The organism is Mesorhizobium sp. M7A.F.Ca.CA.001.04.2.1 (genome assembly GCF_003998485.1).
In the GTDB taxonomy this organism is placed as follows: Bacteria; Pseudomonadota; Alphaproteobacteria; order Rhizobiales; family Rhizobiaceae; genus Mesorhizobium; species Mesorhizobium ciceri.
Map to the genome: position 1 here is coordinate 1 of NZ_RZQT01000062.1, position 25,511 is coordinate 25,511.

19 protein-coding genes and 1 pseudogene are annotated in these 25,511 nt (G+C 63.7%); all 20 read left to right on the forward strand.

The features are described from left to right. On the forward strand, positions 1 to 666 hold a 666-nt coding region (rsmH, locus tag EN955_RS19865), incomplete at its 5' end, for a 16S rRNA (cytosine(1402)-N(4))-methyltransferase RsmH (protein WP_127223445.1). A gap of 4 nt (positions 667 to 670) precedes the next feature. Continuing rightward, complete coding sequence (locus EN955_RS19870) at positions 671 to 1,069, forward strand: hypothetical protein (RefSeq protein ID WP_024501470.1); 399 nt, start codon at positions 671 to 673, stop codon at positions 1,067 to 1,069. Next, on the forward strand, positions 1,066 to 2,775 hold the full coding sequence (locus EN955_RS19875) for a penicillin-binding protein 2 (RefSeq protein WP_013530951.1): 1,710 nt from the start codon (positions 1,066 to 1,068) through the stop codon (positions 2,773 to 2,775). The genes EN955_RS19870 and EN955_RS19875 overlap by 4 nt, the downstream gene beginning before the upstream one ends. A 54-nt stretch (positions 2,776 to 2,829) precedes the next feature. Beyond that, positions 2,830 to 4,284 carry a UDP-N-acetylmuramoyl-L-alanyl-D-glutamate--2,6-diaminopimelate ligase gene (locus EN955_RS19880; protein WP_024501469.1) on the forward strand — a complete coding sequence of 485 codons (1,455 nt, stop codon included), beginning with the start codon at positions 2,830 to 2,832 and terminating at the stop codon, positions 4,282 to 4,284. Then, positions 4,281 to 5,738: a UDP-N-acetylmuramoylalanyl-D-glutamyl-2,6-diaminopimelate--D-alanyl-D-alanine ligase gene (locus tag EN955_RS19885; protein ID WP_024501468.1), complete on the forward strand. Its 1,458-nt coding sequence runs from the start codon at positions 4,281 to 4,283 to the stop codon at positions 5,736 to 5,738. Before EN955_RS19880 ends, EN955_RS19885 begins: the two co-directional genes overlap by 4 nt. Positions 5,739 to 5,756: 18 nt before the next feature. After that, positions 5,757 to 6,839, forward strand: a complete 1,083-nt coding sequence (gene mraY / locus EN955_RS19890) for a phospho-N-acetylmuramoyl-pentapeptide-transferase (RefSeq protein WP_013530954.1) — start codon at positions 5,757 to 5,759, stop codon at positions 6,837 to 6,839. Between the two features lie 8 nt (positions 6,840 to 6,847). Continuing rightward, a complete protein-coding gene (gene murD / locus EN955_RS19895) occupies positions 6,848 to 8,248 on the forward strand; it encodes a UDP-N-acetylmuramoyl-L-alanine--D-glutamate ligase (RefSeq protein WP_024501467.1) in 1,401 nt (466 codons plus the stop codon). Then, the gene (gene ftsW, locus EN955_RS19900) at positions 8,248 to 9,399 is read left to right on the forward strand and encodes a putative lipid II flippase FtsW (protein WP_024501466.1); all 1,152 of its coding nucleotides are present in this window, start codon (positions 8,248 to 8,250) and stop codon (positions 9,397 to 9,399) included. Before murD ends, ftsW begins: the two co-directional genes overlap by 1 nt. A gap of 1 nt (position 9,400) precedes the next feature. Next, positions 9,401 to 10,528 carry an undecaprenyldiphospho-muramoylpentapeptide beta-N-acetylglucosaminyltransferase gene (murG, locus tag EN955_RS19905; RefSeq protein WP_024501465.1) on the forward strand — a complete coding sequence of 376 codons (1,128 nt, stop codon included), beginning with the start codon at positions 9,401 to 9,403 and terminating at the stop codon, positions 10,526 to 10,528. Next, complete coding sequence (gene murC, locus EN955_RS19910) at positions 10,525 to 11,931, forward strand: UDP-N-acetylmuramate--L-alanine ligase (protein ID WP_013530958.1); 1,407 nt, start codon at positions 10,525 to 10,527, stop codon at positions 11,929 to 11,931. Before murG ends, murC begins: the two co-directional genes overlap by 4 nt. Further along, positions 11,928 to 12,893 (forward strand): UDP-N-acetylmuramate dehydrogenase, encoded by a 966-nt coding sequence (murB, locus tag EN955_RS19915; protein WP_024501464.1) that lies wholly within the window; start codon positions 11,928 to 11,930, stop codon positions 12,891 to 12,893. The genes murC and murB overlap by 4 nt, the downstream gene beginning before the upstream one ends. Positions 12,894 to 13,283: 390 nt before the next feature. Continuing rightward, complete coding sequence (locus EN955_RS19920) at positions 13,284 to 14,210, forward strand: D-alanine--D-alanine ligase (protein WP_024501463.1); 927 nt, start codon at positions 13,284 to 13,286, stop codon at positions 14,208 to 14,210. Next, entirely contained in the window at positions 14,198 to 15,139 is a 942-nt protein-coding gene (locus EN955_RS19925; RefSeq protein WP_024501462.1) for a cell division protein FtsQ/DivIB, read from the forward strand. The genes EN955_RS19920 and EN955_RS19925 overlap by 13 nt, the downstream gene beginning before the upstream one ends. Further along, positions 15,136 to 16,443: a cell division protein FtsA gene (gene ftsA / locus EN955_RS19930; RefSeq protein WP_013530962.1), complete on the forward strand. Its 1,308-nt coding sequence runs from the start codon at positions 15,136 to 15,138 to the stop codon at positions 16,441 to 16,443. Before EN955_RS19925 ends, ftsA begins: the two co-directional genes overlap by 4 nt. A 68-nt stretch (positions 16,444 to 16,511) precedes the next feature. Further along, positions 16,512 to 18,191 carry a cell division protein FtsZ gene (gene ftsZ / locus EN955_RS19935; RefSeq protein WP_024501461.1) on the forward strand — a complete coding sequence of 560 codons (1,680 nt, stop codon included), beginning with the start codon at positions 16,512 to 16,514 and terminating at the stop codon, positions 18,189 to 18,191. Positions 18,192 to 18,472: 281 nt separating this feature from the next. Beyond that, the gene (lpxC, locus tag EN955_RS19940) at positions 18,473 to 19,423 is read left to right on the forward strand and encodes a UDP-3-O-acyl-N-acetylglucosamine deacetylase (protein WP_024501460.1); all 951 of its coding nucleotides are present in this window, start codon (positions 18,473 to 18,475) and stop codon (positions 19,421 to 19,423) included. A 263-nt stretch (positions 19,424 to 19,686) separates the two neighbouring features. After that, positions 19,687 to 20,556: an outer membrane protein assembly factor BamD gene (locus EN955_RS19945; protein WP_024501459.1), complete on the forward strand. Its 870-nt coding sequence runs from the start codon at positions 19,687 to 19,689 to the stop codon at positions 20,554 to 20,556. Positions 20,557 to 20,675: 119 nt separating this feature from the next. Further along, positions 20,676 to 22,349 (forward strand): DNA repair protein RecN, encoded by a 1,674-nt coding sequence (gene recN, locus EN955_RS19950; protein ID WP_024501458.1) that lies wholly within the window; start codon positions 20,676 to 20,678, stop codon positions 22,347 to 22,349. Between the two features lie 112 nt (positions 22,350 to 22,461). Continuing rightward, positions 22,462 to 24,665, forward strand: a pseudogene (gene ligA, locus EN955_RS19955) (NAD-dependent DNA ligase LigA). Then, on the forward strand, positions 24,665 to 25,357 hold the full coding sequence (locus EN955_RS19960) for a TIGR02453 family protein (protein ID WP_024501456.1): 693 nt from the start codon (positions 24,665 to 24,667) through the stop codon (positions 25,355 to 25,357). Before ligA ends, EN955_RS19960 begins: the two are co-directional and overlap by 1 nt. Positions 25,358 to 25,511 lie beyond the last annotated feature (154 nt).

Below are 25,511 nucleotides of genomic sequence, written 5' to 3' on the forward strand. Positions count from 1 at the left end.
GAGCGCGGGTTTTCGTTCCGCGCCGACGGGCCGCTCGACATGCGCATGGCGCAATCGGGCCTCAGCGCCGCCGACGTCGTCAATTCCTTCAAGCCGGGCGATCTTGCCCGCATCTTCGGCTTCCTCGGCGAGGAGCGCCATGCCGGACGCATTGCCCGCATGATCGAGGCGCGCCGCGAAAAGCGCCCGTTCGAGCGCACGTTGGAACTCGCCGACGCCATCGAGACGCATATCGGCCGGGCGCCGAAGGACAAGATCCATCCGGCGACGCGCGTCTTCCAGGCGCTGCGCATTTTTGTCAATGACGAGCTTGGCGAACTGGCCAAGGCCCTGTTTGCGGCCGAACGCGCTCTGAAGCCGGGCGGACGGCTCGCCGTGGTCACCTTCCATTCTCTGGAAGACCGCATCGTCAAGCGTTTCATCGCCGACCGGGCCGATGTCGCGACCGGCTCGCGTCACCTGCCCGAGGCGCATGCGCGCACCGCGACGTTCCGCAAGGCGGGCGGCGGCGTGACGGCCGGCGACGCCGAGGTGGCGGCCAATCCGCGCGCCCGTTCGGCCAGGCTGCGCGCGGCGGTCCGCACCCAGGCGCCGGCGCGCGGCAGCGACTTTTCGATTTTCGGCCTTCCAAAGCTTCCCGGTATCGACCGGCCGGGGGAGAGGTAGCTAAGTGTTTCGTACCAGCGACATTGTCCTGATCGCCGTCATGGTTGCGGTCGCGGCCCTTACCTACAAGGCCAAGCGCGAGGCCGAGGAACAATTGGCCGCCGTGCAGAAGATCCATGCGCAGATACGCTATGAGGAGGACACGATCGACCTGCTCAAGGCCGACTGGAGCCTGCTTACCCAGCCGTCGCGGCTGCAGAAGCTCGCCGAACTCTACAAGTCGCAGCTCGAACTCGAGCCGGTCAGCGCCCGCCAGATCGGCGGTGTCGGCGACCTGCCGGCCAAATCCCTTGACATCCAGGACATCTTGTCGGGACGCCAGGGCGGCATGGCTGATAGTTCGGGCGGCAAGGCGCCGTCGGACGGCAGGGATCCCGTGATGACCGGAGGCATCGCCCAATGATCGGTAAACTGCTGAAACGTCGCGCCAGGACGAGTGAAGATGGATCGATCGTGGTCGAGGGCGCCCGCAAGGCGACCGGCGGCAAGGGCAGGACGCGCATCGTCATGACGATGGCGGTGTTCTTCGGCATCTTCTCGACCATATCAGGGCGGCTGGTCTATCTCGGCTTCCAGACCCCCGATATGTCGGGCGGTCCGCAGAGCCGGGTGACGGCATCGCGGCCCGACATCGTCGACCGCAACGGCGAAGTGTTGGCCACGGACATCAAGACGGCGTCGCTGTTTGCAGAACCACGCCGGATTGTCGACGCCGACGAGGCGATCGAGAAGCTGTCGACGGTGCTTCCCGACATCGACTATGAGCAGACCTACCATAAGCTGAAGAGCGGCGCCGGTTTCGTCTGGCTGCAGCGGCAGCTGACGCCCAAGCAACAGTCCGACATCATGCAGCTCGGCATTCCCGGTTTCGGCTTCCGCACCGAAAAGCGCCGCTTCTATCCGAGCGGCGAGACCTCGTCCTACATTGTCGGGCTCACCAACATCGACAACCAGGGCATCTCCGGCATGGAGAAATATGTCGACGAGCAGGGGCTGAGCGACCTGCAGGCGTCGGGCCTTGCCATTGCCAAGGATCTCAAGCCGGTAAAGCTTTCGATCGATCTGCGCGTGCAGCATGTCGTGCGCGACGAGATCGCCGCCGGCCTGGAGCGCTATCGTGCCATGGGCACCGGCGCCGTTGTGCTCAACGTCAAGACCGGCGAAGTGGTGGCCATGGCCTCGGTGCCGGATTTTGATCCGAACAATCCCTACAACGCACAAGACAAGGACCGGCTGAATCGCATGTCGGCGGGCCTCTACGAGATGGGTTCGACCTTCAAGAGCTTCACCTCAGCCATGGCGCTCGATTCCGGCAAAGCGACGATGGCGAGCCGCTTCGATGCTTCGCATCCAATCCGGGTCGGCCATCAGGCCATTCACGATTTCCACGGCAAGAACCGTGTGCTGTCGTTGCCGGAGGTGTTCCTCTACTCGTCCAACATCGGGTCGGCCAGGGAAGCCGAGATGGTCGGCATCGAGGGGCATCGCGAATTCCTGCATCGCCTTGGCATTCTGGACAGGATGCAGACCGAATTGCCGGAGACTGCCCGTCCGACTGAACCGAAGGTCTGGAAACAGGTCAATTCATTCACCATCGCCTTCGGCCATGGCGTGTCGACGACGCCGCTGCAAGCGGCTGTGGGCTGCGCGGCGTTGATGAATGGCGGCTTCCTGATGAACCCCACCTTTCTGGTGCGGACGCAGGCGGAAGCGATGGCCACCGCCAAGAGAGTGGTGAGCGAAAAGACCGTCGAAGGCATGCGCTACCTCTATTCGCTCAATGCCGAAAAGGGCTCTGCCAGAAACGCCAGAGTCCCCGGCTACCGCGTTGGCGGCAAGACCGGAACCGCCGAGAAGGTCATCAATGGCCGCTACTCGAAGGACTTGAATTTCAACACCTTCGTCGCCGCCTTCCCGATGGACGATCCGCAGTATCTGGTGTTTACCATTGCCGATGCCCCGCACCCGGAAAAGCCCGGCATGACGGATGTCGCGGCTGCGAATGCTGGGGTTATGGCCGGCAATATCATCAGGCGTTCAGCTGCCATGCTTGGCGTGAAGCCAGATTTCAGCCATGAAAATGGTGCAACGCTGGTTTCCTATCAGTGATTCTTAGGGCGCGCCGGCAACAGCGCGCTATTTTGTTGCGGTGAACGGGACTCGATGAAGCTCAGAGATCTAGCCGGTATCCTGCCCGTCGAGGGAATAGCTTCCGTCGATCTGGAGGTTACAGGGATTTCTTCGGATTCCCGCCAGGTAAAAGCGGGCGTTGTCTTTTTTGCGCTCGCCGGAACCAAGGCCGACGGTGCCGTTTATGCCGCAGATGCCGCCGCGCGCGGTGCGGCCGCGATCGTGGCGGGCAAGGGCAGCACCATTGCCGGGCTCCCGGTTCCGGTGCTGGCGGTCGACGATCCGCGCCTGGCGCTGGCGCAGAGTGCGGCACGCTATTTCGGCAAGCAGCCTGAGATCATGGTCGCGGTGACCGGCACCAGCGGCAAGACCTCGGTCGCAGCCTTCACCAGGCAGATCTGGGAGCAGGCCGGTTATGCCGCCGCTTCGATCGGCACCACCGGCGTGGTGGCGCCTGGGCGCAACGACTATGGTTCGCTGACGACACCCGATCCGGTCGCCCTGCATCAATTGCTGCGGGAATTGGCCGATGCCGGCGTCACCCACGCCTCGATGGAAGCCTCCAGCCATGGGCTCGACCAGCGCCGCCTCGACGGCGTGAAGCTGGCTGCCGGCGGCTTCACCAATCTCGGCCGCGACCATATGGATTATCATCCGACCATTGAGGATTATCACCGCGCCAAATTGCGCCTGTTCGACACGTTGCTGCCGAAGGGCGCGCCGGCCGTGATCTTCGCCGACGATCCATGGTCGGCGCCGACGACCGTGGCCGCAAAGGCTGCCGGGCTCAATGTGCTGACGGTCGGCCGCCATGGCGACTTCCTCAGGCTGAAGCGGGTCGAGCACGAACGCCACCGCCAGCGGGCCGAAGTCGAGGCCGACGGCGTGCTCTACGAGATCGACCTGCCGCTGGCCGGCGATTTCCAGATTTCGAACGCGCTGGTTTCGGCGGGTCTTGCCATTTCCACGGGAACACCTGTCGCCAAGGCCTTGATGGCGTTGGAGAAACTGAAGGGCGCGCCGGGCCGGCTCGACCTCGTCGGCACCACCGGCAATGGCGCGCCGGTCTATGTCGACTATGCCCACAAGCCGGACGCGCTTGAAAACGTGCTGGCCTCGGTGCGGCCGTTCACCACCGGCCGCGTCATCGTCGTGTTCGGCTGCGGCGGCGACCGCGACCGGGGAAAAAGGCCGATCATGGGCGAAATCGCGACGCGGCTTGCCGATGTCGTCATCGTCACCGACGACAATCCGCGCTCCGAAGTGCCGGAAACGATCCGTGCCGCTATTTTGGCCGCTGCTCCAGGTGCCATCGAGATCGGCGACCGGCGCCAGGCGATCCACGAAGCGGTCGCCATGCTGCATGCCGGCGACACGCTGATCGTGGCCGGTAAGGGCCACGAGGAAGGCCAGACGATCGGCTCCGAGACCTTGCATTTCTCCGATCATGAGGAAGTCCGTGCGGCACTCACGGAGCGTGCAGCATGAGCTTGCTGTGGACCTCCGAAGCGCTGGTTGCCGCCATGGACGGGCGGCCGCTCGGGCCGATGCCGGATGGCATTTCAGGCATTTCGATCGACAGCCGCAGCCTGCAGCCGGGCGACGCCTTCTTCGCCATCAAGGGCGAGGCGATGGACGGCCATGACTTCGCAACCGCCGCCATCAAGGCTGGCGCTGGCGTGCTGGTGGTGGCCGAAGGCAAGCTGCCGTCGCTCGGCCGGCTGACAGCGCCGATCATCGTCGTCGAGGATGTGCTGGTCGCGCTGGAAAAGCTTGGAGTTGCATCGCGCGCCCGCTCGAGCGCGAAAATCATCGCTGTGACCGGTTCGGCCGGCAAGACCACCACCAAGGAAGCGCTGCGCCATGTGCTGCAAGCCGTAGGCAAGGTGCATGCCTCGGCGCAGTCCTTCAACAATCACTGGGGCGTGCCGCTGACCTTGGCGCGGATGCCTGATGATTGCGACTATGCCGTGTTCGAGATCGGCATGAACCATCCCGACGAGATCCGTCCGCTGGTCAAGATGGTGAGGCCGCATGTCGCCATCGTCACTATGATCGCGGCGGCGCATCTCGGCTTTTTCCGCAATCTGGACGAGATCGCCAAGGCCAAGGCCGAGATTTTCGAGGGGCTGGAGCCCGAGGGGGCCGCCGTCCTCAACCGCGACGATGCCCGATTCAAGCTGCTCGACAAGATGGCCCATGCCGCCGGTGTCGAGCACGTCTACGGCTTCGGCGAGAATGCGCGCTCTACCTTCAAGCTCACCAAATGCGAACTGCATGCGGATCATTCCGACATCACCGCGAGGATCGGCGGCCACGAAGTGACGGCGCGGATCGGCGCGCCCGGCCGCCATATGGTGCAGAACGTGCTGGCGGTGCTGGGTGCGGCGCATCTGGTCGGCGCCGATCTCGACAAGGTTGCTTCAGCACTGGCCGATCTCTCCGCCGAGCGCGGGCGCGGCAAGCGCCATGTGCTGCGCCATCCCGGTGGCTCGACTTCGAGCCACCCCGGCGGGTCGATCACGCTGATCGACGAAAGCTACAACGCCAATCCGGCATCGATGGCTGCAGCCATGGCGTTGCTCAACGCGACGCCGGTGACGGGCGAGGGCCGCCGCATCGCCGTGCTCGGCGACATGCTCGAACTCGGCGACCATTCGACCAAGCTGCATGCGGCCCTTGCCGACCTCATCGTCGGCACGGGCACGCAGACCGTTTTTCTTGGCGGCCCGGAAATGCGGGCGCTGGCCGAAGCGCTGCCGGCTGAGATCAAGACGGAATACCGCGCCGGTGTCGAGGAGCTGAAGCCGGTGCTGCTTGCCGCGCTCAAGCCAGGTGACGTGGTGATGATCAAATCGTCGAAGGGCATCGGTTTTGCAAAACTGGTCGATGCGCTGCTGGGCAAGTTCCCGGCTGAATCGACAACCAGAAAACAGACCTAGGTCGGGGGACGAAAGCGCATGTTCACACTGCTCGTCGATTTTGCGGACAAGGTCTCGGTCTTCAATGTCTTCCGCTACATCACCTTCCGCACCGGCGGGGCGCTGATCACGTCGGCGCTGATCGTCTTCATCTTTGGACCGACCATCATCAATTCGCTGCGGCTGCGGCAAGGCAAGGGCCAGCCGATCCGCGCCGACGGGCCGCAGACACATTTCAAGAAGGCCGGCACGCCGACTATGGGCGGGCTGATGATCCTGTCGGGCATCATCGGCTCGTCGCTTTTGTGGGCGAACCTGTCCAGCATCTACGTCTGGGTGGTGCTGCTGGTGACGCTGGGCTTCGGCTCGATCGGCTTTTACGACGACTATCTGAAGGTGACCAAGCAGTCGCATCTCGGCTTTTCCGGCAAGGCACGGCTGGCGCTTGAGTTCGTCATCGCCGGCATCGCCGCCTGGGTGATCATGCACAATGGCCAGGCGCCGTTCTCGTCGTCGCTGACTTTTCCCTTCGCCAAGGAATTCATCGTCAATCTCGGCTGGTTTTTCATTCCGTTCTCCTGCTTCGTCATCGTCGGCGCCGGCAATGCGGTGAACCTGACCGACGGCCTTGACGGCCTGGCGATCGTGCCGATCATGATCGCGGCTGCCTCCTTCGGCGTCATCGCCTATCTCTCCGGCAACGCCGTGTTCGCCGAATATCTGCAGATCCATTTCGTGCCCGGCACCGGTGAACTGGCGGTCGTGCTCGGCGCGGTCATCGGCGCTGGCCTCGGCTTCCTCTGGTTCAACGCGCCGCCTGCGGCGATCTTCATGGGCGACACCGGATCGCTGGCCATGGGCGGCCTGATCGGCACCGTCGCGGTCGCCACCAAGCATGAGATCGTGCTGGTCATCGTCGGCGGATTGTTCGTCGTCGAAATCCTGTCCGTCATCATCCAGGTCGGCTACTTCAAGATGACTGGCAAGCGGGTGTTCCTGATGGCGCCGATCCACCATCATTTCGAAAAGCTCGGCTGGACCGAAAGCCAGGTGGTGATCCGCTTCTGGATCATCGCCGTCATCCTGGCGCTGGTCGGCCTGTCGACCCTCAAGCTGAGATAGGAAGCCCTTTGATCCCCGCCGCATCCTTTTCAGGCAAGCGCGTTTCGCTCTTCGGGCTTGGTGGCTCGGGGATCGCGACGGCGCGCGCGCTGATCGAGGGCGGCGCGGACGTGCTGGCCTGGGACGACAATCCCGACAGTGTGGCCAAGGCCGCCATTGCCGGTATCGCGACCGCTGATTTGCGCGGCGCCGACTGGGCGAAATTCTCGGCCTTCGTGCTGTCGCCTGGTGTGCCGCTGACGCATCCCAAGCCGCATTGGACGGTGGAACTGGCGCGCGGCTCAGGCGTCGAGATCATCGGCGACATCGAGCTTTTCTGCCGCGAGCGGATGCTGAGCGCGCCGACAGCGCCTTTCATCGCCATCACCGGCACCAACGGCAAGTCGACGACGACCGCGCTGACCGCGCACATCCTGAAAGCCGCGGGACGCGATGCCCAGATGGGCGGCAATATCGGCCGCGCGGTGATGACGCTCGATCCGCCCGAGCCCGATCGGCACTATGTCGTCGAATGCTCGTCCTACCAGATCGATCTCGCGCCCTCGATCAATCCGACGGCCGGCATCCTGCTCAATCTGACGCCCGATCATCTCGACCGCCACGGCACCATGCAGCACTACGCCGCGATCAAGGAGCGGCTGGTGGCCGGCAGCGAGACGGCGATCGTCGGCATCGACGATTCCTGGTGCGCGCAGATTGCCGAGCGGCTGGAGCGGGCGGGGCGGCATGTCATCCGCATTTCCAAGCGCCTGCCGCTGACCGACGGCTATTTCGCCGATGGCAGCAATTTGATGGAAGCTGTGCACGGCCGTTACAGCCGTGTCGCCTTCCTCGAAGGCATCGGCTCCTTGCGTGGCCAGCACAATGCCCAGAACGCTCTGGCTGCGGTCGCCGCTTGCCTCAAGGTCGGGCTGGAGCTTGGCGAGATCCAGTCGGGGCTGGAAAGCTTTCCCGGCCTCGCGCACCGCATGGAGCAGGTCGGCCGCAAGGACCATGTGCTGTTCATCAACGATTCCAAGGCGACCAATGCCGATGCTGCGGCGCCGGCGCTGTCGAGCTTTCCACGCATCTACTGGATCGCCGGCGGCCTGCCCAAGGAAGGCGGCATCGAACCCTTGCGCGGCTTCTTCCCGCGCATCGCCAAGGCCTATCTTATCGGCGAGGCGGCGCCGGCGTTTTCGGCGACGCTGGGCGAGGCCGTGCCCTACGAGATTTCAGGCACGCTGGCCGCGGCGGTCGAGCACGCCGCGCATGATGCGGCTAAGGACGACAGCGGCGAGGCGGTGGTGCTGCTGTCGCCGGCCTGCGCCAGCTTCGACCAGTTCAAGAATTTCGAAGTTCGCGGCGAAGCCTTCAGGCAAGCTGCGAATGCTATCGAGGGTGTGAAACCCATCGGAGGGGCACGATAATGCAGAGCCGTCTCGACAAAAGTCCGGTTGCGACCTGGTGGTGGACGATCGATCGCTGGTTCCTGGCGGCGTTCCTGTCGCTGATGGGCCTCGGTATCGTGCTGTCCTTCGCGGCGAGCCCGGCGGTCGCCGAACGCATCGGCCTCGACAGTTTCCACTTCGCCACCAGGCAGATCATCTTCACCGTACCGGCGCTCGGCGTGATGCTGGCCGTCTCCTTCCTCGATTCCCGGCAGATCCGGCGCATGGCGCTGATCATGCTGTGCCTGATGCTGGTGCTGATGGTGGCGGTGCTCTACATCGGCGTCGAGGTGAAGGGCGCACGCCGCTGGGTGTCGTTTGCCGGCCTGTCGATCCAGCCGTCGGAATTTTTGAAACCAGCCTTCGTCATCATGTGCGCCTGGCTTTTCGCTGAGCACAAGCGCCAGCCCGACATTCCCGGCAATCTGTTCGCCATGTTGCTGCTGGTACTGGTCGTGTCGCTGCTGGTGGCGCAACCGGATCTCGGCCAGACCATGCTGACGACCGGCACCTGGGGCATCATGTTTTTCATGGCCGGGCTGCCCTGGCTGTGGATCGTTGCGCTGGGTGCCGCCGGCGTCGGCGGCGTTTTCGCCGCCTATACGGTGTTCCCGCACGTTGCCTTGCGCATCGACAAGTTTCTTACCGGCGAAGGCGACACATTCCAGGTCGATATGGGACGCGACGCGCTGATCAATGGCGGCTGGTTTGGCGTCGGACCAGGTGAGGGCACAGTCAAGCGGGTCATTCCCGACAGCCATGCCGACTTCGTCTTCTCGGTCGCAGGCGAAGAGTTCGGACTGATCATGTGCTTCTTCATCATGTCGATATTCGCCTTCATCGTGCTGCGCGGCCTCAACACGGCGCTGAAGGAGCATGACGATTTCACCCGCTATGCGGTCGGCGGCCTCGTCACCGTCTTCGGCCTGCAGGCGGTCATCAACATGTGCGTCAACCTCCAGCTTGTGCCGGCCAAGGGCATGACGCTGCCGTTCATCTCCTATGGCGGCTCCTCGCAGATCGCCATCGCCATCTCGATGGGGATGGTGCTGGCGCTGACACGCAAGCGGCCGGAAAAGCGCAAGCAGATGGGCTTTGGCCTGTCGCAACGCGCCGTGCCGGCGGAGTGATATGGCCAGAGGCGTCATCCTTCTCGCGGCAGGCGGCACCGGTGGGCATCTTTTCCCGGCCGAGGCGCTGGCGCATGAGCTGAACGAGCGCGGCTGGTCGGTGCACCTGGCAACCGACGACCGTGCCGAGCGTTTCGCCGGCCATTTTCCGGCCGCTGCCGTCCACCCGATCCAGTCGGCGACGATGGGCTCGAAAAACCCTTTTGCCCTGCTTGGTGCCTTCTGGAAAATCTGGCGCGGCGTGCGCCAGGCTTCTGCCGTCATCGCCAGGATCAAGCCGGATGCCGTCGTCGGCTTCGGCGGCTATCCGACCTTGCCGCCGCTCTACGCGGCGACACGGCGCAAGGTACCGACCCTGATCCATGAGCAGAACGCGGTGATGGGGCGCGCCAACCGGGCGCTGGCCGGCCGTGTCGACGCCATCGCCGGCGGCTTCCTGCCGCAGGACAGCAGTGCTGCCGGGGTCAAGACGGTGACGACGGGCAATCCGGTCCGGCCTGCGGTGCTGGAAGCGGCCAAGACTGCCTATGCGGCATCTGCCGGGCATCAACCGTTCCGCCTGCTGGTTTTTGGCGGCAGCCAGGGCGCCCAATTCTTTTCCGATGCCGTGCCGGGAGCCATTGCGCTGCTTTCCAACGCCCAGCGCAAACGGCTGGTCATTACCCAACAAGCGCGCGCCGATGACGTGGCGCGGGTCAAGGCGGCCTATGCCACCCTTGGCGTCGCCGTCGAGGTCTCGCCCTTCTTCACCGACATGGCGGCACGCATGGCGGCCGCTCATCTGGTGATCTCGCGTTCCGGCGCCTCGACCGTCTCGGAGATCGCCGTCATCGGCCGGCCGGCGCTGCTGGTGCCTTACCCCCATGCGCTCGATCACGATCAGGCGGCGAACGCGGCGGCCCTTGCCGCTGCCGGCGGCGGCGAAGTGCATCCGCAATCCTCGCTCTCGTCCGAACGCATCGCAGCGCTTGTCGGCGGGCTGATGGACGACCCCGATCGGCTGACGGCAATGGCGGCGGGTGCGAAATCGGCCGGCAGGCCGGACGCGGCACGGTTGCTCGCCGATCTTACAGAGGCTATTGCGTCCAAAAAAACCGTTTCGGATTTCAGGAAGGGGACGCAAGCATGAAGATGCCGCAGACCATCGGCCTTGTGCATTTCATCGGCATTGGCGGCATCGGCATGAGCGGCATTGCCGAAGTGCTGCACAATCTCGGCTACAAGGTGCAAGGGTCCGACCAGGCCGAAAGCGCCAATGTGCAGCGGCTGCGCGACAAGGGCATTGAATGCTTCGTCGGCCATAGGGCCGAGAATCTCGGCGATGCCGAGGTGGTGGTCGTCTCGACGGCGATCAAGAAATCCAACCCTGAGCTGAAGGCCGCGCGCGAAAAGCTGCTGCCGATCGTGCGCCGGGCCGAGATGCTGGCCGAACTGATGCGCTTTCGCCAGGCGGTGGCGATCGGCGGCACGCATGGCAAGACGACGACGACCTCGATGGTGGCGACCTTGCTCGATGCGGGCGGGCTCGATCCGACCGTGATCAATGGCGGCATCATCAATGCCTACGGCACCAACGCCCGCATGGGCGACGGCGAATGGATGGTGGTCGAGGCCGACGAGAGCGACGGCACCTTCCTGAAACTGCCGGCCGAGATCGCGGTCGTCACCAACATCGACCCCGAGCATCTTGACCACTATGGCAGCTTCGACAAGGTGCGCGAGGCGTTCCGCCAGTTTGTCGAGAACGTTCCGTTCTACGGTTTTGGCGTGATGTGCACCGATCACCCCGAAGTGCAGGCGCTGGTCAGCCGCATCGAGGACCGCCGGGTCATCACCTATGGCGAGAATGCGCAGGCCGACGTGCGCTTTACCAATCACCGCATGTCAGGTGCCATTTCGGAATTCGACGTGGTGATCCGCGACCGCAAGACCGGCGGCCAGACTGTCATAGCAGGCCTGCGCCTGCCGATGCCCGGCCGTCACAACGTCTCCAACGCGACGGCAGCAATCGCGGTCGCGCACGAACTCGGCCTGTCGGCCGAGGCGATCAAGAAGGGCCTGTCGTCCTTCGCCGGCGTCAAGCGCCGCTTCACCCATACCGGTTCGTGGGACGGCGTCGAAATATTCGACGATTACGGCCACCATCCGGTCGAGATCTCGGCGGTGCTGAAGGCGGCGCGCAGCGCCACCCAGGGTCGTGTCATCGCCATTGCCCAGCCGCATCGCTTCACCCGGCTGCATGATCTGTTCAACGAGTTTTCCACCTGCTTCAACGACGCCGACACAGTAATGGTGGCGCCGGTCTACGCGGCCGGCGAAGAGCCGATCGACGGCGTCAGCTCGGACGCGCTGGTGTCGCGCATCCGCGCCGGCGGTCATCGCGACGCGCGCTACATCGAGGGCCCGGCGGCGATTGCGCCCATCGTCCGTGACCTGGCCAAGCCGGGCGATTTCGTCGTCTTCCTTGGAGCCGGCAACATCACCCAATGGGCCTATGCGTTGCCCAAGGAGCTTGGCGGGACCGTCTCATGATGCACGGCCAGGCCCTGATCGACAGACTTGGCGACCGGCTTGCCGGCCTGCGCGGCCGCCTGACGCCGAACGCCGAGATGGACAAGATCACCTGGTTCCGTGCCGGGGGTCTGGCAGAGGTGCTGTTCCAGCCGGCCGACGAGGAAGACCTTGCAGCGTTCCTCAAAGCCGTTCCCGAGGAGATACCGCTGACGGTCGTCGGCGTCGGCTCCAACCTTCTGGTCCGCGATGGCGGCATCGAGGGCTTTGTCATTCGGCTTTCGGCCAAGGGCTTCGGCGATGCCGAGGTGATTTCGCCAATCAGGATCAAGGCGGGAGCTGCGACCCCCGACAAGCGCGTCGCAGCGGTGGCGCTCGAGGCCGGCATTGGCGGCTTTCATTTCTACCACGGCATTCCGGGTGCAATCGGCGGTGCGCTGCGAATGAATGCCGGCGCCAATGGCGTCGAGACGCGCGAGCGCGTCATCGAAGTGCGAGCACTCGATCGCAAGGGCAATGTGCAGACGCTGAGCAATGCCGATATGGGATACGCCTATCGCCATTCGGCGGCTCCTTCCGGGCTGATCTTCACCTCCGCCGTGTTCGAAGGCTTTGCCGAGGACAGGGCGACCATCAAGGCTGCGATGGAGGCCGTGCAGAACCATCGTGAGACCGTGCAGCCGATCCGCGAGAAGACCGGCGGCTCGACCTTCAAGAATCCCGACGGCACATCGGCCTGGAAGGAGATCGACAAAGCGGGCTGCCGCGGCCTGATGATCGGCGGCGCGCAGATGTCGCCGATGCATTGCAACTTCATGATCAACACCGGAACCGCGACCGGCTACGACCTTGAATATCTCGGCGAGACGGTGCGCACGCGGGTGCTGGAGAATTCCGGTATCCGGCTGCAATGGGAAATCAAGCGCATCGGCAATTTCCGGCCAGGGCATGCCGTTCAGGAGTTTCTCGGGCAGCTCCTTTAAGGTGCGCTGATATTCAGGTGATGCTCCGCTCCGGTTCTCGAAAGCCATCGTTTTCGACTCGGCCTGACCTGAATCTCGACACACCTAGCGCGTGTTGAAGTTCATGTGATGCATGAACTTCAACGAGGCGAAAAACGGTCCGCGACCGTTGCCGCAAAGACTCAACGACACGCTTTTCGCATCCATTTTCTCAGAAAGTGAATCTCTCGGAATCGTAAGCACTTGCCAGTGAATCAACTCTCTGATTCTCTGCTCGAAAGCGTTTCCTGATTTGAGTCGTTCGACGCGTTTTCAGCGTTTTCCGTCTGGGGGGCAACCTGCCGGGAGACTCTGACTCAATGTTGCGGAAAATCTGGTTTTGGTCCGCCGTGAGAGAGGGGATGCCGGGGAATGAAAAACAAGCATGTGGCCGTCCTGCTGGGTGGTTTTTCGTCCGAGCGGCCCGTGTCCCTGTCCTCCGGAAAGGCTTGCGCCGATGAGCTTGAGAAGGAAGGTTACCAGGTCACCCGCGTCGATGTCGGGCGCGATGTCGGCTCCGTGCTTGCCGAGCTCAAGCCCGATGTCGCCTTCAATGCGCTGCACGGCCCCTTCGGCGAGGACGGTACCATCCAGGGCATCCTCGAATATCTCGGCATTCCCTACACCCATTCCGGCGTGCTCGCCTCGGCTCTGGCCATGAACAAGGAGCAGGCCAAACGGGTTGCCAAGGCGGTCGGCATCGTGGTCGCCGAATCGAAGGTCGCCAGCCGCTTCGCCATCCAGAACAAGCATCCGATGAAGCCGCCCTATGTGGTCAAGCCGGTCAATGAGGGTTCAAGCTTCGGCGTCGTCATCGTGCATGAAGGCCAGTCGCATCCGCCGCAGGTTCTTGGCTCGTCGGAATGGAAATATGGCGATACCGTCATGGTCGAGCGCTACATTCACGGCAGGGAGCTGACCTGCGCGGTGATGGGCGATGTGGCGCTGGGGGTCTGCGAGATCATCCCGACCGGCCATTCCTTCTACGACTATGATTCAAAATATGTCGCCGGGGGATCAAAGCACGAATGCCCCGCAAAAGTTTCACCGAATATTTACCAAAAAATACAAACACTGGCGCTCAAGGCTCACCAAGCGATCGGCTGTCGGGGCGTTTCCCGGTCGGACTTCCGTTATGACGATCGGCATTCCGAAAACGGCGAGATTGTCTGGCTCGAGGTCAACACCCAGCCGGGTATGACGCCGACGTCCTTGGTGCCTGAAATCGCCGCCCAGGCCGGGCACTCGTTTGGCGATTTGTTGAGTTGGATGGTGGAGGACGCTTCGTGTCTGCGTTGAAATGGGGACAGGGTAGGGAGAGGGGCGCGGCCGGTCCGGCGCTGTTCGGCCTGTCGTTGTCGTTGGACCATTTCGTGCTGCCGCGGATGCTGCGCCGCCCGGTGCGCATTATGGCGCGCCTCGGTGTCGGGGAATTCCAGGCGCCGCGCTTTTCCGCGGCCATGATGTCGGCCGTGCTGATTTTCTCGAGCAGTGCCTATGGCGCCTATCTCGGCGGTCATGTCGACGGTATCGTGCAGAGCATCACCGCCCGTACCGGATTTGCCGTCGATCAGGTCAAGGTGGTGGGCAATCGCCAGACCTCGGAAATCGATATACTCGACAGGCTTGAACTCGACGGCTGGACGTCGCTGATCGGCTTTAATGCCGAGGCCGCGCGGGAACGAATTGCGACCTTGCCGTGGATCGAGGTCGCGGCGGTGCGCAAGGTCTATCCGCATACGCTGGAAGTGCGTGTCGAGGAGCGTGAGGCTTTCGCGCTCTGGCAGCAGGGTGACGAGCTTTCGGTCATCGAGAGGAATGGCGCCATGATCGCGCCGTTCTCGGGCGGCAAGCAGGTGCTTCTGCCGCTGCTGATCGGCACCGGCGCGCCGGCGAGCGCGCCCGATTTCCTGGCCAAGGTCGAAAAATATCCCGAGCTCGCGAACCGGATCAAAGGTTATATCCGTGTCGGCGAACGGCGCTGGGACCTGAAGCTGGACAATGGCATCACCATCAAGCTTCCCGAGGACGACGAGGATCAGGCGCTCGCCGAACTCGTGAAGATGGATCATGACAACGGTTTGCTGTCGCGCGACATCGCCGCCGTCGACATGCGCCTGACGGACCGGCTGGTCGTGCAGTTGACGGCGGAAGCGGCGACGCAGCGCGAAGCCGCCCTCAACGAGAAACCCAAGAGCCTGAAGCGCAAGCCGGAGACGAAGATATGAGCTGGCTTGGCAGTCCTGGCGATGCCGCGTCGCGCCGGTCTGGCACCCTGACGGTGCTGGATGTCGGTTCGAGCAAGGTCTGCTGCATGGTGGCCAAGCTCAAGCCGTGCGATGACGGCAAGCTGCTGCGCGGCCGTTCGCACCGGATCCAGGTGATCGGCATCGGCCATCAGAAGTCGCAAGGCGTGAAGTCGGGTGTCGTGGTCGATCTCGACAGGGCGGAGCATGCCATCCGCCTTTCCGTCGACGCAGCCGAGCGCATGGCCGGGCTGACGGTCGATTCGCTGATCGTCAACATGACGGCCGGCCGGCTGAAGAGCGAAGCCTTCTCCGCCACCATCAATCTTGGCGGCCACGAGGCCGACGAGGCCGACATCAAGCGCGTTCTCGGTGCTGGCGCCAAGCAGGCGCTGAAGGCCGAGCGCGAAGTGATCCATTCGCTTCCCGTCGGCTTCTCGCTGGATGCCGAACGCGGCGTGCGCGATCCGCGCGGCATGGTCGGCGACGCACTCGGCGTCGACATGCATGTGCTGACCGGCGACGCCGCGCCGATGCGCAATCTGGAGCTGTCCATCAACCGTTCGCATCTGTCGGTCGAGCGCATGGTGGCGACGCCCTATGCCAGCGGGCTGGCGGCGCTGGTCGACGACGAGTTGGAAATGGGTGCGGCCTGCATCGACATGGGCGGCGGCACGACGACGATCTCGGTGTTTTCGGAAGGCAAGTTCGTCCATGGCGATGCCATCGCCATCGGCGGCAACCATGTCACGCTGGACATGGCCAAGGGGCTGTCGACCTCGCTTGATGCCGCCGAACGGCTGAAGGTGATGCATGGTTCGGCGCTGCCCGGCAGCGCCGACGATCGCGACCTGGTCTCGATCCAGCCGATCGGTGACGATGGCGACGTGCCCTTGCAGATCCCGCGCTCGGTGATGACGCGCATCGTGCGCGCCCGCATCGACGAGACGCTCGAACTGCTGCGCGACCGGCTGAACAAGTCCGGCTATGGCAATGCAGTGGGCAAGCGTGTGGTTCTTACCGGCGGCGCCAGCCAGCTTGCCGGCCTGCCGGAGGCGGCGCGCCGCATTCTGGGACGAAATGTGCGCATCGGCCGCCCGCTCGGCGTGGCCGGCCTGCCGGAAGCGGCGAAGGGGCCGGCCTTCTCGGCCGCGGTGGGGCTTCTGATCTACCCGCAGATGGCGAGCTTCGAGAGCCATCCGGCGAAAGGAATTTCCGGTCTCAAAATGACCGGAACGGGCGGAAAACTGCATCGCATGAGTCAGTGGTTGAGAGACAGTTTCTAAAATTGACGGGGACAGCCCCATAGGCGGCCGCGGCGGCGAAGCGGCGTGAAAGGCAAAGGACGGAGACAATGACCATCAATCTGCAAAAGCCGGACATCACCGAGCTTAAGCCGCGCATCACCGTGTTCGGTGTCGGCGGCGGCGGCGGCAATGCCGTCAACAACATGATCACCGCCGGTTTGCGCGGCGTCGAGTTCGTGGTGGCCAACACCGACGCGCAGGCGCTGACCATGTCGAAGGCAGGCCGCCTGATCCAGCTCGGCGCTCACGTCACCGAGGGGCTCGGTGCGGGATCGCAGCCGGAAGTCGGCCGTGCGGCGGCGGAAGAGTGCATCGATGAAATCCTCGATCACCTGACCAACACCCATATGTGCTTCGTGACAGCCGGCATGGGCGGCGGCACCGGCACCGGTGCTGCTCCCGTCGTTGCCCGCGCAGCGCGCGAAAAGGGCATCCTCACCGTCGGCGTCGTCACCAAGCCGTTCCACTTCGAAGGCCAGCGCCGCATGAAGACCGCGGACTTCGGCATCGAGGAATTGCAGAAATGCGTCGATACGCTGATCGTCATCCCCAACCAGAACCTGTTCCGGCTGGCCAATGACAAGACCACCTTCGCCGATGCCTTCGCCATGGCCGACCAGGTGCTCTATTCCGGTGTCGCCTGCATCACCGACCTGATGGTCAAGGAAGGCCTGATCAATCTCGACTTCGCCGACGTCCGTTCCGTCATGCGCGAGATGGGCAAGGCGATGATGGGCACCGGCGAAGCTTCGGGCGAGGGCCGCGCGATGGCCGCCGCCGAAGCGGCGATCGCCAACCCGCTGCTCGACGAGACCTCGATGAAGGGCGCCAAGGGCCTGCTGATCTCGATCACCGGCGGCCGCGACCTGACGCTGTTCGAAGTCGACGAAGCGGCGACCCGTATCCGCGAGGAAGTCGACCAGGACGCCAACATCATCCTGGGCGCCACTTTCGACGAGGAACTCGAAGGCGTCATCCGCGTCTCGGTGGTTGCCACCGGCATCGACAAATCGGCGGCTGAAATCGCCGCTGCGCCGATCTCGATCCGCACGGCGCCTCCGAAGCCGGTCAGCCGCCCGGCGGCTCAGATCGCGGAGGCTCGCCCGGCGCCTGTCCAGCAGGCGGCCTACGAGCCACGCGCTGTCGACCCTGTCGCCGAAGCCATCCATCTGGCCGAAGCCAATGCCGCGGCGATGGCGCAGGCGCGCCCGGCTCCTGTCGCTCACGCAGAAGATTTCCGCCCGCAGAGCAAAATCTTCCAGGCGCCGCCAGCACAGCCGATGCCGCAGCCGGTGGTCCAGCAGATGCAGCCGGCCCCGCAGCCGCGCGAGATGCTGCGCGAAGCCCCGCAGCCTGTTGCCATGGCACCTCAGCGTATGCCGCGCGTCGAGGACTTCCCGCCGGTCGTCAAGGCCGAGGTGGATGCCAAGAGCCGCCCGGTGGACCACGAGAACAACAGCGGACCGATCGGCCTGCTGAAGCGCCTGACCAACGGACTGACCCGCCGCGAGGAAGAACCCGCAAGGCTGCAGCCGGCGCAGCCGCGCGAGCCCAAGCTGCGCCAGGCCGCGCCCGAAGTGCGCCGCCTCGCCAGCCAGGATGCGCAGCTCTATGCGCCGCGCCGTGGCCAACTCGACGATCAGGGCCGCCTGACGCCGCAGGTGAGGACGACTCAGGAAGACGATCAGCTGGAGATTCCGGCGTTCCTGCGCCGCCAGGCCAACTGATTGGTAAACGGACTGTAACATTTGTTAACAGGCAAGCGAGGAATCGCTTGCCTGTTAACGTTTTAAATGCTGTGATTTCAACAGCTTACAAAGTCGCGCCCATTCCAGTTCGCGGTTACACAGAGTAAGAAACCGTGATTTGGAGTCTCCCTGACGGGACATTATCTTCGCTGCCTACCATCATCGGTTTGCCGGGATTTCGGGGGAAGTCGCCCTGCCAGCCGATTCACACAAGAGCCGCGCCCTCGGGCTGGAGAAGCGGACCTAGGCATTACGGGCTTATGGGGATTGTCTTGCACGACTATCAGACGACATTGAAGACGCGCGCGTCGCTTACTGGCACCGGCGTCCACAGCGGCAAGGAAGTGTCCATCAGCTTCATGCCGGCGGATGCCGACGCCGGCATCGTTTTCCAGCTTTTCAACGGTGCCGAGCAGGGCCGCGAGTTTCGTGCCCTGGTCTCGGAAGTCGGCGCCACCGACCTGTGCACCATGCTTGGTGATCCCGCCGGCGAGCATATTGCCACGGTCGAGCACATCATGGCGGCGCTGTTTGGGCTCGGCATCGACAATGTCGCTGTCGAGATCGATGGTTCCGAGGTTCCGATCTTCGATGGCAGCGCCACGGCGTTCGTCGAAGCCATCGACCAGGCGGGCATCGAGACGCTTTCGGTCAAGCGCCGCTATATCAGGGTCATCAAGCCGGTCCGCATCGAGAACGGCGCCTCGTGGGCGGAGTTTCGGCCCTATGACGGAACCCGTTTCGAGATCGAGATCGACTTCGAAAGCCCGGCGATAGGCCGTCAGCTGTTTGCCTCCGACCTCAATGCCGATATTTTCCGTCGCGACATCGCGCGTGCCCGCACCTTCGGCTTCATGAAGGATGTCGAGCGGCTGTGGGCTGCAGGCTATGCGCTCGGCTCCTCGCTGGAGAATTCGCTGGTGATCGGCGACGACAACCGCGTCATCAACATGGGCGGCCTGCGCTATCCCAACGAATTCGTGCGCCATAAAACGCTGGACGCCATGGGCGACCTGGCGCTGGCCGGCGCCCGCTTCATCGGCTGCTTCCGCTCCTATCGCGGCGGCCACAGGATGAATGCCGCGGCCCTGCGCCGCCTGCTGTCGGATCGCACGGCGTTCGAGATCGTCGAGACGACGCGCCGGGAGCGTGGCCGCAGCGCCGAGATGAACGCCGTCAACGCGCCGCTCTACGCGCCCTGGATGATCTGATTTTTCCAGTTTTTTCGGGTTCCATGGGGGATTGCGCGTGTTGCAGGAATGCACCACCTGCCAGTGAAATTGCATTGATGTCCAAGCTGCGTCCGGCCGCCACAAAAATGTGCGATTGGCCGGAGATAGCGTTGCCGGGCAAGGCGGTTATGGTTTATGGCTGCTGCCGTCGATTAGTGCATGTCGTTCAAAAGTGGGGACCAGTTTTGAAACAATGGCATGCAACTGGCATTGAAATAGCGCCGAAAGGGCGAGATCCAATCATGTTCTTCAAGCGAGTTGGTCAATTGAAAGCACCGCAGAGGGCCGTTTTCCTGGCGCTTTCAGTAGTTGTTCCATCGCTCTTCCTGTCGGCCTGCATGTCGTCGGAGAAAGATATCGACCTGTCGACCTATGTCGACCAGACCGAGCCGGCCGATGTTCTCTACAACCAGGGCCTTGCCAATCTCAATGCCGGGCGCCTGCAGGAGGCGAGCCGCAAGTTCGACGCCGTCGACCGCCAGCATCCCTATTCGGAATGGGCCCGCAAATCGATGGTGATGGGCGCTTTCGCCGACTATCGCCAGGGCAATTACGACGAGGCGATCGGCTCGGCCAAGCGTTATCTCACGCTTTACCCGTCGACCGATGACGCTGCTTATGCGCAGTACATCATCGGCTTGAGCTACTACCGCCAGATCAAGGACGTGACGCAGGACCAGAAGGAAGCGCGTCAGACCGTCCAGACGATGCAGGATCTGGTCACCCGCTGGCCGACATCGGAATATGTCGACGACGCCAAGGAAAAGATCCGCTTCGCCAACGATCAGTTGGCAGGCAAGGAGATGCAGATCGGCCGCTACTATCTCGAGCGGCGTGAATACATCGCCGCCGTCAAGCGCTTCCGCACCGTGGTCGAGAACTATTCCAACACGCGCCATGTCGAGGAGGCGCTCGCGCGTCTGACCGAAAGCTATTACGCGATGGGTCTGACTTCGGAGGCGCAGACGGCCGCCGCCGTGCTCGGCACCAACTACCCTGACAGCCCGTGGTACAAGGATTCCTACAAGCTCTTGCAGAGCAATGGGCTTGCACCGCGCGAAAATGCAGGGTCGTGGATATCCAAGGCCGGAAAGATGATCACCGGCGCCTGACGTATGAGCATCGACTGAAGCGTTCACAGCGCTTTTCGGATTGATCCGGTGCTCAAACAAAAAGATAGTGCGGCGCTGCGACTGCAAATGGTCGCGTGCCGTTCTAGATTCGGGTTCTGATGCTTTCCAGACTGTCGATCCGCGATATCGTCCTGATCGAGAAGCTGGATATCGACTTCCAGCCGGGTCTTTCGGTGCTGACCGGCGAAACCGGTGCCGGCAAATCCATCCTGCTCGATGCCCTGTCGCTGGCGCTCGGTGCGCGCGGCGACGCGTCGCTGGTGCGCCATGGCGCGGCCCAAGGCCAGGTCATCGCCGTCTTCGACGTGCCGCGCAATCATCCGGCGCGTGCGCTGCTTGCCGACAATGCGATCGAGGATGACGGCGACATCATCCTGCGCCGCCTGCAGACGGCGGATGGCCGCACCCGTGTCTTCGTCAACGATCAGCCTTCGAGCGTCACGCTGATGCGCGATGTCGGGCGCGCGCTGGTCGAGATCCACGGCCAGCACGATGAACGCGCGCTGGTCGATCCCGGCGCGCATCGCGAGGTGCTTGATGCTTTCGGTGGCCATCTCGGCGCCGTCCGCTCGACCGGCGAGGCATGGCGGCACTGGCGCGCCTGCGAGCAGGAGCTGTCGCGCCACCGCGCCAAGGTGGCGGCGGCCGCGCGCGAGGCCGACTATTTGCGCGCCGCGGTGGCGGAGTTGACGAAGCTCGATCCGCAGCCGGGCGAGGAGACGGATCTCGCCGAACTGCGCGCATCGATGATGCGAGCCGAGAAGATCGCTTCCGAAATCCATGATGCGCAGGATGTGCTGTCCGGCCCGTCCTCGCCCTTGCCGCAACTGGCCAGCCTGCTGCGACGACTGCAGCGCAAGGTGACCGAGGCGCCCGGCCTGCTCGACGACGTCGTCAAGTCGCTCGACGAGGCGATGCTGTCGCTCGACGCGGCGCAATCGGGCGTCGAGGCAGCACTGCGCGCCACCGAATATGATCCGCAGCGGTTGGAGAAGGCGGAGGAGCGGCTGTTTTCGCTGCGCGCGGCCTCGCGCAAGCACAGCGTCGCCGTCGACGATCTGGCGCAGCTTCGCGACACGATGTCGGCCGATCTTGCCGATCTCGATGCCGGCGAGGAGCGCCTGCACGGGCTGGAAAAGCAGGCCGCCGCGGCACGCGAGACCTACGACATTGCCGCCGCGCAGCTGTCTTCGCTTCGCCACGCGGCGGCGGTCGGCCTGACCAAGGCGGTGATGGCGGAATTGCCGGCGCTGAAGCTCGAACGCGCCGCCTTTATCGTGGAAATGAAGAGCGAGGCCGAGAGCCGCATGGAAGAGGGCATCGACCAGATCGAATTCTGGGTGCGCACCAATCCAGGCACGCGGCCCGGGCCGATGATGAAAGTAGCGTCCGGCGGCGAACTTTCGCGCTTCCTTCTGGCGTTGAAGGTCGCGCTGGCCGACCGCGGCTCGGCGCCGACGCTGGTTTTCGATGAAATCGATACTGGGGTGGGCGGCGCCGTCGCCGACGCCATCGGCCAGCGGCTGGCGCGGCTGTCGAAGCGCGTCCAGGTGCTCTCGGTGACGCATGCGCCACAGGTCGCGGCACGCGCGGCGACGCATTTCCTGATCTCCAAATCCGGCACCACCGACCGTGTCGCCACCGGCATTGCCGAGATGGACCGGCCGGCGCGGCAGGAAGAGATCGCGCGCATGCTGGCCGGCGCCACCATCACCGACGAGGCGCGCGCCGCCGCCGAGCGATTGCTGCGTGAAAACACCACGGCGGCATAAGAACAACAGGTGTCAGGGATCGAGTCAGGATATGGCTCCATCCTGCTGTTCAGGAATGATTTTCCCAAAATCCTGATCTATTGTGGCGGGCCACCGTCCGGGGAAGGAAAGCATGGCTGAAAAACCTGTCGATTCGCTCAGTGAGAGCGAGGCCGAAGCCGAGCTGAAGCGGCTGGCGGAAGAGATCGCCGAGCACGACCGGCGCTACCATACCGAAGATGCGCCTGTTATCACCGATGCCGAGTATGATGCGCTGGCGCGGCGCAACCTTGCCATCGAGGAGCGCTTTCCGGCGCTGGTGCGCGAGGATTCGCCATCGCTCAGGGTCGGAGCAGCGCCCGCGGAAGGCTTTACCAAGGTGCGCCATGCCGTGCCGATGCTCAGCCTTGCCAAGGCCTATACAGACGATGATGTCACGGATTTCATCGAACGCGGGCGGCGGTTCTTCGATCGCGACAAGGAACTCGACATTGCGTTCACGGCCGAACCGAAGATCGACGGGCTATCGGCTTCGCTGCGTTACGAAAACGGTGTGTTCGTGCAGGGCGCAACGCGTGGCAACGGCGCCGTCGGCGAAGACATCACCGCCAATTTGAAGACCATCGCCGACATCCCTGCAAAGCTGAAAGGCTCGGGCTGGCCCGAAACCATCGAGATCCGCGGCGAGGTCTACATGACCTATGCGGAATTCGAGGCGCTGAAGCAGCGCTCGGCCGCCGTCGGCGGCCAGGACTACGTCAATCCGCGCAACACGGCGGCCGGGTCGCTGCGCCAGAAGGATCCGTCCGTCACCGCCAGCCGAAACCTCAAATTCTTCGCCTATGCCTGGGGTTACACGACAGCGGATCCGGCTCCGACCCAGTATGATTCGGTGCAGAAATTCGCCGAGTGGGGGTTCAAGATCAGTCCGCTGATGGTGCGGGCGAAATCGGCCGAGGAGTTGATCGCGCATTATCATCGGATCGAGGAGCAGCGCTCCGCGCTCGGCTACGATATCGACGGCGTCGTCTACAAGGTCGACCAGCTGGAGTTGCAACGCCGCTGGGGCTTCGTCACCGGCGAACCGCGCTGGGCGATCGCGCATAAATTTCCGGCCGAACAGGCGATGACGACCGTTCAGAAGATCGACATCCAGGTCGGCCGTACCGGTACGCTGGCGCCAGTCGCGCGGCTGGCGCCGGTCACGGTCGGCGGCGTCGTGGTCGAGAACGTCACGCTGCACAATGAGGATTATATCAAGGGCCTGGACTCGACCGGCCAGCCGATCCGCGACGGCATCGACGTGCGCATCGGCGATACGGTCGTGATCCAGCGGGCAGGCGATGTCATTCCGCAGATCGTCAGCGTCGTCATCGACAAGCGGCCGGCCGATGCCGTGCCGTACGAATTCCCGCACACCTGTCCGATATGCGGCTCGCCGGCGACGCGCGAGATCAACGAGAAGACCGGCAAGGAGGATTCCCGCCGCCGCTGCACCGGCGAGCTGATCTGCCCGGCGCAGGCGGTGGAGGGATTGCGCCACTTCGTGTCACGCGGCGCCCTGGACATCGAAGGCCTCGGCGCGGAGAACATAGACACGTTCTTCAATGCGGGATTGATCAGGACCGCCGCCGATATCTTCACGCTCAGGGACCGCCGTCCGGCCGTCACCAGGGCGCTGGCCGAGCGCCGCGAGGAGCAGGCCAGGCAGCGCGAAGCCGCATCGGGCAAGACACGCAAGAATGTGCGCAGCGTCGAGGATCGCAACTATGAAAGCCTCGACAAGCTGTTCGCGGCCATCGACTCGCGCCGCGAGCCGGAACTCGACCGTTTCATCTTCGCGCTCGGCATCCGCCATATCGGCGAAACGACGGCGGCCGTGCTTGCCCGCACCTTCTCGACCATCGAGGAGCTGATCCGCGTCGGCAAGGAGACTGCGGCCGCGGAGGATCCACATACTGTTTTCCCATCGGTCAACGGCATCGGCGATACGGTGATCGATGCGCTGCGCGGCTTCTTCGGCAATGAGCGCAACGACGAGGTGCTTGAGAAGCTGCTCGAGCAGGTCAAGCCGAAGCCGTATGTCGTCACCGTTTCGGCCGACAGCGAGGTCGCCGGCAAAACGGTCGTGTTCACCGGCTCGCTGGAGAAGATGACACGCTCCGGGCCAAGGCGATGGCGGAGCGCCTCGGCGCCAAGGTCGCGGGCTCGGTTTCGGCGAAGACGGATCTGGTGGTCGCCGGGCCGGGTGCCGGCTCCAAGCTCAAGCTCGCCAGCGAACTCGGCATCGAGGTCATCGACGAAGATGCCTGGCTGGCGCGGATCGGCAAGGCCTGATGGACGGCGCATTCAAAGGGTTCGGCCCAAAAGCCATTCCGTTCCTCAAGGCGCTGGATTTCCACCAGAACCGAGAGTGGTTTTGGGAGAACCGTGACCTGTTCGAACAGGAATTGCGCGATCCGCTCAGTGATCTCGTCGACACGCTGACCGAGCGCTTCGCCGAGGCCGGGCTTGGCCTGCGCGGTGATCGCAAGAAGTCGCTGTTCCGCATCAATCGCGACGTGCGCTTCGCCAAAGACAAGCGGCCTTACAACAGGCATTTGTCGGCCATCCTGTCGCCCGACGGCACCAAGATGGAGCAGGGCGTGTTCTACGTCCATATCGGGCTTGAGCGCTGCTTTGCCGACATTGCCTGGTGGCAGCCGGAGCCGGCGTTGCTGCTGGCGATGCGCAAAGCCATCGCGACGAAGCCGGACAGGTTTCGCGCCCTGGTGGCGGCGTTGAAGAAGAACCGGCTTGAACTCGAGACCGAAGGCCGTATGAAGCGTACGCCACGCGGCTTCGAGGAAATCAGCGATCCCGACCTTGTCGCCGCCATCCGCAACCGGCATTTTGTCGTCCAGCATGTTATCGATCCCGCGGGAATCCATACGGCTGATCTGGTCGACGAGCTCGTCGATTTCACCTTGCGCGCCAAGCCGCTGCTCGACTGGGGCAGGGCGATCGAGGGCAAGATCCTGAAGGAATAAGCGTCTAACTCAGCCGATCCAGCGATCATTTCCGCTGATCGTTTGGCTCAAGCGAATTCGTGTGACACGGCAAGCCGCGCCACCTACATACCGCGCTTCCCTTGTTGTTGTGCATGTCGTTATCCCCCTTTTGGGCGACATGCATCAGGAGTGG